11 protein-coding genes are annotated in these 13,338 nt (G+C 70.8%); 7 read left to right on the top strand and 4 right to left on the bottom strand.

Features of this window, described 5'->3' with window-relative positions:
* The first annotated feature begins 571 nt into the window (after nucleotides 1–571).
* Nucleotides 572–1,153 (top strand): biotin transporter BioY, encoded by a 582-nt coding sequence (locus tag ACFU5F_RS21830; RefSeq protein WP_358942437.1) that lies wholly within the window; start codon nucleotides 572–574, stop codon nucleotides 1,151–1,153.
* 172 nt (nucleotides 1,154–1,325) lie between these two features.
* Here ACFU5F_RS21830 and ACFU5F_RS21825 read toward each other — a convergent pair whose 3' ends face one another.
* On the bottom strand, nucleotides 1,326–2,096 hold the full coding sequence (locus ACFU5F_RS21825) for a cell wall protein (protein WP_383889704.1): 771 nt from the start codon (nucleotides 2,094–2,096) through the stop codon (nucleotides 1,326–1,328).
* 250 nt (nucleotides 2,097–2,346) lie between these two features.
* On the opposite strand from ACFU5F_RS21825, the gene ACFU5F_RS21820 reads away from it, so the two are divergent.
* Nucleotides 2,347–4,554: a protein kinase gene (locus tag ACFU5F_RS21820; protein WP_383889702.1), complete on the top strand. Its 2,208-nt coding sequence runs from the start codon at nucleotides 2,347–2,349 to the stop codon at nucleotides 4,552–4,554.
* Between the two features lie 99 nt (nucleotides 4,555–4,653).
* On the opposite strand, the gene ACFU5F_RS21815 is transcribed toward ACFU5F_RS21820, so the two are convergent.
* A complete protein-coding gene (locus tag ACFU5F_RS21815) occupies nucleotides 4,654–6,111 on the bottom strand; it encodes an amino acid permease (RefSeq protein ID WP_383889699.1) in 1,458 nt (485 codons plus the stop codon).
* 276 nt (nucleotides 6,112–6,387) lie between these two features.
* Here ACFU5F_RS21815 and ACFU5F_RS21810 point away from each other — a divergent pair, with 276 nt between their 5' ends.
* Nucleotides 6,388–6,873 carry a ribose-5-phosphate isomerase gene (locus tag ACFU5F_RS21810; protein ID WP_383889696.1) on the top strand — a complete coding sequence of 162 codons (486 nt, stop codon included), beginning with the start codon at nucleotides 6,388–6,390 and terminating at the stop codon, nucleotides 6,871–6,873.
* 141 nt (nucleotides 6,874–7,014) lie between these two features.
* On the top strand, nucleotides 7,015–7,839 hold the full coding sequence (locus tag ACFU5F_RS21805) for an Fpg/Nei family DNA glycosylase (RefSeq protein ID WP_383889693.1): 825 nt from the start codon (nucleotides 7,015–7,017) through the stop codon (nucleotides 7,837–7,839).
* Between the two features lie 70 nt (nucleotides 7,840–7,909).
* Here the strand turns inward: ACFU5F_RS21805 and ACFU5F_RS21800 are convergent, their stop codons facing one another.
* The gene (locus ACFU5F_RS21800) at nucleotides 7,910–9,148 is read right to left on the bottom strand and encodes a GNAT family N-acetyltransferase (RefSeq protein ID WP_383889690.1); all 1,239 of its coding nucleotides are present in this window, start codon (nucleotides 9,146–9,148) and stop codon (nucleotides 7,910–7,912) included.
* 225 nt (nucleotides 9,149–9,373) lie between these two features.
* On the opposite strand from ACFU5F_RS21800, the gene ACFU5F_RS21795 reads away from it, so the two are divergent.
* Both ACFU5F_RS21795 and ACFU5F_RS21790 read left to right on the top strand, forming a co-directional pair.
* Nucleotides 9,374–10,546 carry a PP2C family protein-serine/threonine phosphatase gene (locus ACFU5F_RS21795; RefSeq protein ID WP_383889688.1) on the top strand — a complete coding sequence of 391 codons (1,173 nt, stop codon included), beginning with the start codon at nucleotides 9,374–9,376 and terminating at the stop codon, nucleotides 10,544–10,546.
* A gap of 202 nt (nucleotides 10,547–10,748) precedes the next feature.
* Nucleotides 10,749–11,234: an HD domain-containing protein gene (locus tag ACFU5F_RS21790; protein WP_383889685.1), complete on the top strand. Its 486-nt coding sequence runs from the start codon at nucleotides 10,749–10,751 to the stop codon at nucleotides 11,232–11,234.
* A gap of 45 nt (nucleotides 11,235–11,279) precedes the next feature.
* Here the strand turns inward: ACFU5F_RS21790 and ACFU5F_RS21785 are convergent, their stop codons facing one another.
* On the bottom strand, nucleotides 11,280–12,482 hold the full coding sequence (locus tag ACFU5F_RS21785; RefSeq protein ID WP_383889683.1) for an acyltransferase family protein: 1,203 nt from the start codon (nucleotides 12,480–12,482) through the stop codon (nucleotides 11,280–11,282).
* Between the two features lie 576 nt (nucleotides 12,483–13,058).
* Between ACFU5F_RS21785 and ACFU5F_RS21780 the strand changes: the two genes are divergently transcribed.
* On the top strand, nucleotides 13,059–13,253 hold the full coding sequence (locus ACFU5F_RS21780) for a hypothetical protein (protein WP_033526477.1): 195 nt from the start codon (nucleotides 13,059–13,061) through the stop codon (nucleotides 13,251–13,253).
* Nucleotides 13,254–13,338: the final 85 nt, after the last annotated feature.

Below are 13,338 nucleotides of genomic sequence, written 5' to 3'. Positions count from 1 at the left end.
CCGGTCGCTGTCGGCGGCACGCGGTAACGGGGGACGACGAGAGAGAAGGGGAAGGCGAGGCGGAGGGGGGCGGGAGCGTACAGGGTGGGTGCTGCCGCGGCATGGGGCATGACGACCATCCTCGGGAACGGTTCCGACACTGCGCCGTCTCGAAGGGCGAGGCGTGCCGGAGCCGCCTCACCCGGGACGGTGACAGGTGGCCGTACCCACGCGTCGCAGATCGACATAGCGACGCAACGAGAAGTACCGGTCCTGAGCAACCATGCGTTCGACGCCAGCAAAACGGCCCACCGCTGCCCAGACGGCGACCGACGGGCGAGACGGCATCCGTCCACGCCGCACGCCCGATTGGCGAAACCCTACAGATCCCGTGGTGAGCGCTTTCGTGTCCAAGGCCACCCCACCTCAGTGACCGGCGTCACGCCCTACCGGGTGTAACGGGCATCCTTTGTTCGGAATCCACCAAGGCGTCGTTCCCCCCTTTGTCGCATGCTGACGGTGCCCGGCGCACGGGCCCGGGGATAGCGTCACGGTGTCCCAGCCGACTTCACCCGCCGGAGTGAGCCCGCACATGAGCACCGCCGCCACGTCAGCCCGCCCCGGCGAGGTCCTCGCCGACCTCCTGCCCGTCTCCGGCGCCCGTGTGCGCGACCTCGCCCTCGTGGTCGGCGGCGCCGCTCTGACCGGCCTCGCCGCGCAGATCGCCGTACCCGTGCCGGGTTCCCCGGTCCCTGTCACCGGTCAGACCTTCGCCGCCCTGCTCGTCGGCACCACCCTGGGCGCGAGCCGGGGTGTCGCCTCGCTGAGCCTGTACGCGCTGGCCGGCCTGGCCGGTGTGCCGTGGTTCGCGAACGGCACCTCCGGTGTCGGCGTCTCCTTCGGCTACATCCTCGGCATGATCCTGGCCGTCGCGGCCGTGGGCGCTCTCGCCCGTCGCGGCGGCGACCGCTCGACGCTGCGCATGGCGGGCACGATGCTCGTCGGTGAGGCGATCATCTACGCCGTGGGCGTCCCGTACCTCGCGGCCACCGCCGACATCAGCCTCTCCTCCGCCGTCGCCCTCGGCCTCACGCCGTTCCTGATCGGGGACGCGCTCAAGGCCCTCCTGGCCATGGGGCTGCTGCCGACGGCCTGGAAGCTCGTGAAGAAGTGAGGTAGCGCTCGGCCGCGCCGGGCGAGCACCGCTCGGGAAGTGGCGCCGCTCATCGAGAGGTTCGCCGGGCCGGTCACTGCGACCGCGCCACGGCGAACCTCTCTTGGCTTTCGGCGTCAAGGAGAGCCCCTACGGCCCGACGGCTTCCGTTCCCCTGTGCCCGCCCGGCGGTTCAGGACTCCTGACGGGCCCTCCGCTGGTTCCACCACAGGCCCGCCGCACCCGCGGAGACGAGTGCGGCGCCGGCCAGACCGAGCGGCAGTACACGGTCGGCCGGACCCGTCTTGGGCAGCTCGTCCGGCGCGGTGTCCTTCCCGCCGTCACCGCCACCGTCACCGTCACCGCCGCCCCCGCCCGGGGTGACCGGGCTGTTGTCGGTGCCGAGGAGCAGCGGGGTGGCGGGCTCGTTGGGTGACTGGTCGGTCGCGCCGAACGGCACCGGACCCTGCTGCCAATACGTCTTCGAACCGTCGGAGTTCTGGACGGGCAGACAGATCTTTCCCTTCTTCCCCAAGTCGTACGTGGCGTCGATCGCATACGTCTTCGACTTTCCGGCCGCCAGATCGTCGATCGCGCACGCGAAACCGCTGTTCGCGCCGTCGGGAAGATCTCCCTCCGGAATTGCTGAACATCCTTCGACGTTCTTGACCGTCAACCCGTCGAAACCGACCACGAGCAATCGGATTTCCCCGCTGGCCTTGCTGCCCTCGTTCTTGACGACGCCGGTGATATTCGTTTCCTTCGACGTGTTGTCGACCTTGATCTCCTTGGACAGCAGCGTCGAGAGCTTCACTCCCGACGGTGCCGCGTCCACGGTCTTTCCGCCCTGCCCGCTCAATCCCCCCTCGTCGTCCGCCGACGCCGCGAAGCCGAGGATCAGCACCGACGTGAACGAGGCGGCGAGCAGTGATCCGGCGCGGACGGTCCTACGATGAGAACTCATGTTCCATCCCCCTTGCATCCCCCTGGCCGTGCCTGAATTCACGGCCTATGAAGAGGTACCACAAGATTTCTCCGCACTATGCTGGAGCGGGGTGAAGTGTGACCAATGCGCGACCTTTTGTTTCGTCTGTGGCATGTGCGGTCAGCTGTTGAAGGGGGGCATGGGGATGCCGGGAACAACGTGGGGCGGTGTTCCGGGTCTTGTGGTGTCCGGCCGATATCGCCTGGTCGAAAGTATCGGCCAAGGCGGAATGGGCCGGGTCTGGCGGGCCACCGACGAAATACTCGACCGGCAGGTCGCCGTCAAGGAAATGCGTATCGACGGTCTCGACCCGGAGGACAGCCGCACCCGGCGCGAGCGCACCCTGCGGGAGGCCAGGGCCACGGCCCGTATCGACCACCCCCACGTCGTGCGCGTCTACGACGTCGTCGACGCGGGCGACCGGCTCTGGATCGTCATGGAGCTGGTCGACGGCCGCTCCCTGCAGCAGGTCGTGGCGGAGGACGGCCCCCTCGGCGTGCGGGACACCGCCCGCATCGGCCTCGAACTCGCCGACGCCCTCGGCCAGGTGCACGCCCAGGGCGTCCTGCACCGCGACATCAAACCGGCCAACGTCCTCGTCAAGCGCTCCGGTGCCCGCCACGCCGTCCTCACCGACTTCGGCATCGCCGCCATCCAGAACGCCGAGGCCCTCACCATGGCCGGCATGCTCGTCGGCTCCCCGGACTACATGGCCCCCGAGCGGGTCTCCGGCCGCCCCCAGGGGCCGCCCTCCGACCTCTGGTCCCTCGGTGCGACCCTCTGCGCCGCCCTCGGCGGCGGCTCCCCCTTCGCCCGGGCCACCACTCTCGCCACCCTCCACGCCGTCCTCTACGAGGAGCCGGAACTCCCCGCGGCCGCTGGCGCCCTGCACGACATCCTCGCCGCCCTCCTCACCAAGGAGCCGGAGTCCCGGCCCGGCGTGCCCGAACTCACCGAGACGCTCCACCGCATCGCCACGAGGCCGGGGCCGCCGGGCATGGCGGACCCGGCGGCACGAACCGAGGAGCCAGGGGCGGGGGCAGAGGACAGGCCGGGCAGGAGGGAACAGTCGCAGGCAGGCCCCGAGAGGTCCGCGACCGGCACCACGAACTCAGCCGCCGTAGCGGAGGAATCGGCGACCGGGCCCGGGGGAGAAGAAGCCCTCGGTCAGGTGTCACAGGCCGGCACCGCAGCGCCCCCGGGGACCGGCGCCACGGAATCAGGGCGCGCGGCCGCAGCCGACCGCCCGCTCGCGGGACGCCCGGAACCGGCCGCGGCGGGGCCGATGCCGTCGAGCCACGCCATGCGTCCCTCGACCGGCACCACCCCGGACGCCGAGGCGCCGCCGACACCCGCCGACGGACACCCGATCCCGGCACACCCGACGCCGACGGTACGCAACCGGCCCGCCGCCGAGCCCTCACCGCACCCCCAGCAGCGACAGCCCACCCCACCCGCCCCGGACCTGCACCTGCACCCCCTCCCCACCCCCCAACCCGACCGACCCACCACCCCCGTCCTGCACCGCGCCTCCCTCCCACCTCCCCACGCCTCCTCCGAAGCCCCGCCCGCGAACACCCCCGAACGCCCCTCGACGGCCGCTCCGACGCCCTCCGGCGCCGCCGACCTGCCGACCCGCCCCCGGCCCGCCCCTCCCACCGACCCCGCCACCCCCAGGGACCCCGCCACCCCCACCGACCCCGGCATCCCCACCGACCCCGGCATCTCCACCGACCTTGCCACCCCCACCGACCCCGGCATCCCCACCGCGCCCCCGCCATCCCGCCGGACCAACCGCCGCACAGCCCTTGTCGCGGCCACGGCCCTCGCCGCGACAGCCGTCGTGGCCGCGGTCCTCGTACCGGCCATGAACGACGCGCCCGACGGCAAGAACGACAACAACGGCAGGAACGACAGGACGTCGTCCTCGGCCTCCCCCTCCGCCGGGACCTCCACCCGCACACCCACCCACACCCCCGACCCCACCGTCGCCGGGACCTCGCGCCCGCCCGAACTGCCGCCCGGCGCCCGTACGGAGGCCGGGGTGTTCGCCTGGGTCCCGCCGGACGGGTTCTCGCGGGAGGTGCACGCCGGGGCGGAGGTGCACTACACCTCGCCCGACGCCCGGCAGGAGATCGTCGGCAAGGCGTCGCTGGCGCGGGGCGATCTCCTGGAGCAGTGGCGGAAGAAGGAGCGGAGCACCGGCGAGGGGCCGGGGTACCGACGGATCCGCCTGGAGGAGACCGAGTTCCGTGGTCGGCCCGCCGTCGTGTGGGAGTACACCGTGATCGCCCAGGAACTGCCCTGGCACGTCCGCTCCCTCGGCTTCGACACCGGTGGCAAGTCCTACCAGCTCACCACCTGGTACCACCCCGACATCGAGGACCGCGCCCTCCCGGTCTACGAGAAGGTCGAGGAGACCTTCACCCCCTTGTAGGCCCCCTGCGCGTAGTCCCCCTGACGACGCAACGGGGCCCGGCGGCGGACGAACCGCCTCCGGACCCCGGACCTGCGAGGCGGCCTGGGCCGCCCGCGCTCAGTGCACCTTGTCGGACACCTCGGCGGTGGCGGCCTTCCGGCCGCCGAGCTTCTCCTTGGCGACCGCGATGCCGACGACGACCGCCGCGACCAGCAGCGACAGCAGCAGGATCTCGCGGTTGCCGTGCTCGGTGTCGGTGAGCATGTAGCCGAGGACGAAGAGGATCAGCCCGATCGTGGCCCACGTCAGATACGGGTACAGCCACATCTTCACGACGAGCTTCTCCGGCGACTCCCGCTCGATGATCCGGCGCATGCGCAGCTGCGAGAAGCAGATGACGAGCCACACGAACAGGGCCACCGCGCCGGAGGAGTTGACGAGGAAGAGGAAGACACCCTCGGGGAAGAAGTAGTTGAAGATGACGGCCACGAAGCCGAAGACGACCGAGGAGAGAATGGCGGCCATCGGCACACCCCGGCCGTTCGTGCGGCCGAAGGCACGGGGCGCGTCCCCGCGCTCGCCCAGCGAGAACGCCATGCGCGACGCGGTGTAGAGGCCGGAGTTCAGACAGGACAGCACCGACGTCAGCACGATGAAGTTCATGATCTGGCCGGCGTGCGCGATGCCGAGGGAGTCGAGGGCGGCGACGTAGGAGCCCTTCTCCTTGATCGACGGGTCGTTCCACGGCAGCAGCGTGACCACGACGAAGATCGAGCCGAGGTAGAAGACGCCGATCCGCCAGATGATGCTGTTGGTCGACTTGGTGACGGCCCGCTGCGGATTCTCCGTCTCCCCGGCGGCCAGCGTGGCGATCTCGCTGCCCATGAAGGAGAAGACGACCAGCAGCACACCGATGAGGATCGCGCCCGCGCCGTGGGGCAGGAACCCGCCGTGGTCGGTCAGGTTGGACAGCCCGGCCTTGTCGGTGTCGGCCCCCGGCAGCACGCCGAACACCGCGAGACCGCCCACCACGATGAACGCGGCGATCGCGACGACCTTGATCCCGGCGAACCAGAACTCGAACTCGCCGTAGGAGCCGACCGAGACCAGGTTCGTGGCGGTCAGCACGACCATCACGATCAATGCCCAGCCCCACTGCGGCACCGCCGGGATCCAGCCCTCCAGGATCACCGCACCCGCGGTCGCCTCGACCGCGAGCACCACGACCCAGAAGAACCAGTACAGCCAGCCGATCGAGAACCCGGCCCAGCGACCGAGCGCGCGGTCGGCGTGGGCCGAGAACGAACCCGACGTCGGGTTCGCCGCGGACATCTCACCGAGCATCCGCATCACCAGCACCACCATCGTGCCGACGAGCGCGTACGACAGGAGGATGCCGGGGCCGGCGGTGGCGATGCCGGAACTGGATCCGACGAACAGGCCGGCTCCGATCACACCGCCGATCGCGATCATGGACAGATGACGGTTCTTGAGACCGGCGTGCAGACCGGGGGAGGGGGGTGAGGAGGAGCCTTGGGGATCTGCCTGGGACGGCAGGGTCGGCTGCGAGGTCATGGGGGGAGGTTTCCTTTGCGCCGTGGTGGGGACTTTCGTGCGTCTGCCCAGTGACTGACCGATCGACTCTCGTAAGAGCGGAAAGGAGAGTTGAGGACAGGGGTCCGGGCGGGCCGTTGTAAAGATCGGTCCAGTGAATCGGAGGTGAAAGGATTCCTGAACCTTTGAATCCGGATCGTTACTTGAGGTTTACTTGAGGTTCCGTGGTGAGCCTCACTTCTCGGCAGGTCCGCACCCCGTCGTGCCACGCCGAAACACGCGTGTCACACTCGGACCATGCGCGTCTACCTCGGCTCTGATCACGCCGGATACGAACTCAAGAACCACCTCGTGGAGTGGCTGAAGGCCGCGGGCCACGAGCCCGTCGACTGCGGGCCCCACATCTACGACGCCCAGGACGACTACCCGCCGTTCTGCCTCCGCGCGGCGGAGCGCACGGCCGCCGACCCCGGGTCCCTCGGCGTCGTCATCGGAGGCTCCGGCAATGGTGAGCAGATCGCCGCGAACAAGGTGGCCGGCGTCCGCGCCGCCCTCGCCTGGAGCGCCGAGACCGCCGCGCTGGGCCGCGAGCACAACAACGCGAACGTGGTCGCCGTCGGCGCTCGCATGCACGCGCAGGAGGACGCGACGAAGTTCGTCGAGACCTTCCTCAACACCCCGTTCTCCGGTGACGAGCGCCACATCCGCCGCATCGACATGCTGGCCGCCTACGAGACCACGGGCGACCTGCCCCCGATCCCGGCCCACCACCCCCAGGGCTGAGGCGACCGCCGCCGGCATGCAGAGGGCACAGCCCCTGCATGCCAGGGGCGCGGGGAACGGCGCGAGCAACCCCCACGCACCCGTACCCGAATCGCATCCCCGACCATCCCCCACCCCCCTGCCGAACTCCCGGAGGACAACGTGCCGGAGGGGCACACCATCCACCGCCTCGCCGAGGACTGCCTGACCCACTTCGGCGGCGACGGCCGGCCCGTCCACGTCACCAGCCCCCAGGGCAAGTTTGCCGACGCCGCGGCCCTCCTCAACGGCACCCCCCTCCACACCGCCGAGGCCCACGGCAAGCACCTGTTCCTGCACTTCGGCGACCCGGACGCCGAGGAGCGGGTCCACATCCACCTGGGCCTGTTCGGCAAGGTCACCTTCGGCCCGGCCCCCGCGCCCCCGCCCACGGACACCGTCCGCCTGCGGCTGCGCGCCGACACGTCGTACATGGACCTGCGCGGCCCGACCACCTGCGCCCTGATCACCGACGCCGAGAAACGGGCCGTGCACGCCCGCCTCGGCCCCGACCCGCTCCGCGCCGACGCCGACCCGGCCCGCGCCTACGCCCGCGTCTCCCGCAGCCGTACGACCGTCGCCGCGCTCCTCCTGGACCAGAAGGTGATCGCGGGCGTCGGCAACGTCTACCGCGCCGAGGTCCTCTTCCGGCACGGCATCGACCCCTACCGGGCGGGCAAGGACATCACCCCGGCGGAGTGGGACGCGATCTGGACCGACCTCGTCGGCCTCATGCGCGAGGGCGTGCGGCACAACCGCATCGACACCGTCCGCCCGGAACACACCCCCGAGGCCATGGGCCGCCCGCCCCGCGTCGACGACCACGGCGGCGAGGTGTACGTGTACCGCAGGGCGGCCATGCCCTGCCATCTCTGTGGTGGCGAGATCCGCACCGCCGATCTCGCCGCCCGTAACCTCTTCTGGTGCCCGGCCTGCCAGCACGGGTGAACACCGCCGCGCCGGGCCGCCGGACCCCCGAACTCCCGAACCGCCGAGGCCGCTTCGGGCCGCCCCGCCCCTAGAAACCGTGCGGCAGCCAGGGCGCCGGCCCCGACGCGAGGAACCCCACGGACGCCTCCGCCAGCGCCCCCTGCCGCAGCTCCCGCACCAGCCCCGCCGCGGCCAGCGCGGACAGGCTCACGCCGCCCAGATACGCCGCCCCCAACTCCCGTACGGAGAGCGAGAGATCGGCGGCGTCCGCGGTCCGTTCGCAGGTCGCGCCCTTCGGGTCGCCGGTGAGCCGCCAACGCCCCTCGTTCCAGGGGCAGAAGGAGTCCTCGACCTCGAACACCACGTCCAGCGGCGCCTGATACGTCCGCACACGCAGGGCCGCGCCGACGTCCACGAGCCGCAGATACAGGTCGTCCGTGAACCGCAGCGCGCAGCGGCGGATGTCCGACACCAGATGCAGCACCGGCTCGTCCACGGGCAGCCGGTGGGCGACGACGCTCGACGTCAGGTCGATGTCGAAGAGGAACCGCCACAACGCGGCGCGGGCGGCCGGGTCCAGGGCCTCCAGCGCGCTCAACTGGACGACGCCCTCCGCCCCGCGCGGCCCCCAGTCGGACTTGACCCGGAAGCGCGCGTACCCGACCACACCGGCGCCGTCTGCCCGCTCGGCCACCACGCACTGCAAGGGCGAGGCACCGCTGCGGTGGCGGTCCGTGTCGAGCAGTTCCACCCGGTCCCAGCCGGGCCGCCGGGCCAGCATCCCCGGCCGCTCCGGCACCCGGCGGGCGTACACCGCCTCGCACGCGTCGAGCACCTCGGCGGGGTCGGCGTACCGCAGCCGTACGTCGTCGGTGCCGGGCGGTACGGACAACCGCACCCGGGCGGTGTCGATGTCGGCGGCGAGCCGGCGCGTGGCCAGGCCGTACCCGAACCTGCCGTAGATCGCCGGCTCGGACGCGGTCAGCACGGCCAGCGGCTCCCCCCAGGAACGGATGTCGTCCAACTGCCGCCGCATCATGGACGTCAGCACGCCGCGCCGCCGGTGCGTGGCCGCGACACCGACCATCGTGACGCCCGCCGCGGGAACGGCCGCGCCGCCGGGCACCGCGAGCCGGAAGTCGAACGCCCCCGCCGTACCCACGCACCGGTCGCCCTCCCACACGCCGAGGGAACGGTCGTGCAGAGTGAGCGCGTCCCACAACTCGCGCTCCTCCGGCGGTTCGGGGCTGCCGCCGAAGGCACGGACGAGGTTGTCGTACCAGACGTTCCAGTCTTCCTTGCGCAGCACCCGCAACTCAGTCGTCATACGCCATGCCTAGCAGGGCGATCCCGGACGGGCGAGCGAATTTGTCCCGCGCGTCGCGGCTCGACGTGGGATCCTTCACAGGTGCCGCACGGAGGGCGCACGGGGGCCGAAGGGCGCGTTCCGGTGTGAGATCTGTGTGAGATTCGTCGTGAACCGGCCCTCGGAAGGGGGACAAGTAGGACCTCCTGTGCACAGGGGCTGGTCCGATGGATAAGGTCCCGAACAATGGCAGCAGGACGAGAGCGGCGCGCGGCGGCCGATACGCTCACGGCCCGGATGAAGAAGCTGGTTCACCGGGTCCGCACCGGTGTGCGCAAATCAGCCGTCGACTACTTCCGCGGCGACGGCTCCGACTGGATCGCCCTCGTCGGCCTGCTGCTGATGATCCCGCTGATGGCCTGCCTCACCCTCGTCAACGAGGTGTGGTTCTCACCCGCCGTCCTCGTGCTCCCCATCGTCGCGGGCGGCCTGCTGCTGCGGCCCGCCAGCCTCCTCGGCCTGTACGCGGCCGCCGCGACCGCGCTGATCGTGGAGTCGGTGCGGCTCGGCCCCTATACCGAGGGCCCGGCCCGGGTGACCCCCGGTGTCGTGCTCGTGGTCGCCGCCTGCGGGTTCTTCGGCCTGCTCATCGCCCAGTTCCGCAGCCGGGTCGGCGTGCCCTGGCGGCGCGGCGGCACCATGCTCTTCGACCTGCGCGAACGCATCCGGGTGCAGAGCAAGTTGCCGCAACTGCCCGCCGGCTGGCACCGCGAGATGGCCCTGCGCCCGGCGGGCGGCCAGTCCTTCTCCGGCGACTTCGTCGTGGCCGCCCGCACGAACGGCGGCCGCACCCTCGAAGTCGTCCTCACCGACGTCTCCGGCAAGGGCATGGACGCGGGCTCCCGCGCCCTGCTCCTCTCCGGCGCCTTCGGCGGACTCCTGGGATCGCTCCCACCCCACGCCTTCCTCCCGGCGGCCAACGGCTATCTCCTCCGCCAGGACTGGGACGAGGGCTTCGCGACCTCCATCCACCTCGTCCTCGACCTCGACTCCGGCGACTACGAACTCTTCTCCGCCGGCCACCCGCCCGGCCTCCAGCTCAGCGCGGGCACCGGCCGCTGGGAGGAGAAGGCCGCCGAAGGCCCCCTCCTCGGGGTGTACGACGGTGCTCAGTTCGACCCGGTCAAGGGCTCGCTGCGCCCCGGCGACGTCCTGATGCTGTTCACCGACGGCCTCGTCGAGACCTCCGACCGGGACATAGTCGAAGGCATCGACCGCCTCACCGGCGAGGCCGACCGCTACGTCGCGGGCGGCTTCCACGGCGCCGCCTGGCACCTCATCGAAGCCGTCGCCAAGGACGTCAACGACGACCGGGCCCTCCTCCTGATCTGCCGGGAAGGCTCGACGGCGACCAGGTGACCGCCCCTGAAAAGCAGTGGGCGAAGCCCCTGCCTTTTCCAGGGGCGCGGTGAACTGCGCGACCAGCCCCCACCGGACGGACGTCCGGGGGTCGAAGGGGCGCAGCCCCTGGAGGATGGGAAGGGCAGGGGCGGCGGGGGCGAAACCCGGACCGGCATTCAGCACCACCCCACCACCCACCACCCGAAGGAGCCCGGACCCGATGCCCCAGCCCCTCCTCTCCCTCCCCGCAGTGGAAACCCTGGCCAGATCCGCCCACGCCACCCAGACGGACAAGGCCGGCCGCCCCTACACCGAGCACCTCCAGGCGGTGGCGGCCGGCGTCACGGCACGAGGCGGCGACGAGGACCAGATCGCCGCGGCCTGGCTGCACGACGCCATCGAGGACGACGCCCTCACCGAGACCTGGCTCGCCGAAGCCCCCCTGACCGCCCGCACCAAGGCCATCGTGCTGGCCCTCACCAAGCGCGAGGGCGAATCCCCGCAGACGTACGCCGCCCGCATCCTCGACACCCCGGGCGCGCTCCTCGTCAAGCAGTCGGACCTCGCGCACAACGCGAACCCGGCCCGTCTCGCCGTCCTGGACGAGCCCACCCGCACCCGCCTGACCCGGAAGTACGCCCACATGCGAAACCTCCTCGGCCTGCCGGACGAACCGGCGGCCGAGGAGGCCACGTCACACGGCTGAGGGGGCGGAAAGCACCCGGCGTCGAGGCGGGGAGGGACTCCGCGCCTACGTCCTGACGCCTGCCTTCCCGCGCTCGCGGGCCAGCTCGGCGGCGTCCCGCTTGAACGCCCACTCCATCTTCGGCTCCATGGCGAACCGGAACATCCGCTGCACCGGCGGGGTGCACAGCACGGTGATGACGGCCGCCGCGAGGAAGGTGGCGAACAGCTCGCCGAGCGGCTGGTACACCCAGGCGTTGGCGTCGTACCAGTCCCAGAAGCGCGAGCCCTTCGCGAGGAACCCGTGCAGCAGGTAGCCGTACAGCGTGCCGGCGCCCAGCACGGTGAACCACATCTTCCGCCGGGGCACCCAGGCGAAGAAGCACGTGGTCAGCACCATGGAGCAGCCGAACAGGGCGAAGGTCATGACGATCCCGGCCCACCACGGCGCACCCAGCTCCTGCGCGCTGTCACGGTGGTAGAACCAGGCCGAGTTCATGTCCGGGCCCAGCCAGTACGCCATGGCCAGCGCGCACCCGGCCACCGGCAGGGACAGGATCCGCACCTCGCGGCGCCGCATGAACTGGAAGTGCGCGGGCTTCATGAAGAGGCCGACGACGAAGAACGGCAGGAACTGCAGGACGCGTTGCAGGTCCAGGTCGTCGCCGATGTCGGGCGAGACCGAGGCGAGCGCCGCGACGGCGAGCGCCACCGGGACCGGCCAGCGCACCACCTTCCACAGCGGTGTCGTCAGCCGCCACACGAACAGCGCGATCAGGAACCAGGTGAGGTACCAGGGGTCGAGCAGGCTGATCGGGTGGGAGGGGTCGTCGTCGCCCCACCGCTTGAAGAAGGAGTAGGCGATCTCGAAGAGGACGTACGGCACGGCTATGCCGGTGACCAGCCTGCGCAGCCGGTCGGGGCGCATGTCGAAACTGCGCGAGAAGTAACCGGAGATGATGATGAACGCCGGCATGTGAAACGTGTACACGAACATGTACAGCGCCTCGGCGGCACGGCTGTGGTCGGTGAGCGGCTCCCACGCGTGTCCCATCGCCACGAGCACGATGGCGAGGTACTTGGCGTTGTCGAAGAACGCGTCACGTTGTTTGGCCGGTCTGGCCTCGGGGGAGGCGCCCGTCGGCGCCGGGTGGGGGAACGAGGACTTCAGCGAGCGCGGACTCGGCACTCCGTCGGCCGACGGCTGTAGTGGCTGTGCCGGCGGGAGCGGCGTCCCGGGCCGGCCGTGCGGTCGCAGCGAGTTCGTCACAGACCCTCCCGCCGGAAACTCCGGAAGGCGGTCCGAGCACTCGCTGCGCAAGCGGGGGACGAGGCAGCGGTGAACATCTGAGGCACCCTAGCGTTGTCTGTGCGATTACGTAAAACCACCCACGTGAATCCTGTATTGAGGGGTACGTGTGCTCCCCGCGTACCCGGGATTCGTGAAGTCATGACCGGGTGGAGCGTCACAGTGTGTCCACCGCACGGCAGATGGCAGCCGTCGGTCTGTCCGCATTCATCCCGACTAAATGGCGCATAACGTGCGCAGGCGACTCCGGTGAAATGTCCGGTTAATTACTGTCCTGCCCGGGCCTCTTGATGTGTCTGTGGCAACAATTCGAATTACCTGCGCACGCGTTGTGTGTGCACGGAAACGATCTTCCCGAATTCGCCCCCGGCGCGCTCCCGTTGGTCGGGGGCGGAGGTGGCGTGCGCGCGGCGCCGTGGCCGACGTTGCCTCACCCGCTGCATATGACGGCCCCGTTGGTGGCACGATGGTTCTGGCGGGGTGCGCGTGGGGTCGGCGCCCCGGGCCGGGTGCGGACCGACCGAGGGTGTGATCTGTGTGGCCATTTCGCTGTCAGTGGTGCTCTTGCTGGGGATCATCCTGGTGGTGCTGATGCGAGGGGGGACGATCAAGGCCGGGCCGGCCGTCGTCGCGATCCTCTTCGGCTTCTTCCTCGCCTCGACGGGCATGGCCGACGACATCCAGCGCTTCCTGAACTCGATAGCGGACACCATCAACTCGATCCAGTTCTAGTGACCGCCCGGGCACACACCGTGCGCGGCCGCACGGCCCGGCAGGGACCACGAGACGACAAAAAGCCTCCGGCCCGGTCCGAGGG

Origin of the sequence: Streptomyces sp. NPDC057438 (genome assembly GCF_042802995.1) — a bacterium.
GTDB lineage: Bacteria > Actinomycetota > Actinomycetes > Streptomycetales > Streptomycetaceae > Streptomyces.
This window is presented reverse-complemented; position numbering and strand designations above follow the sequence as displayed.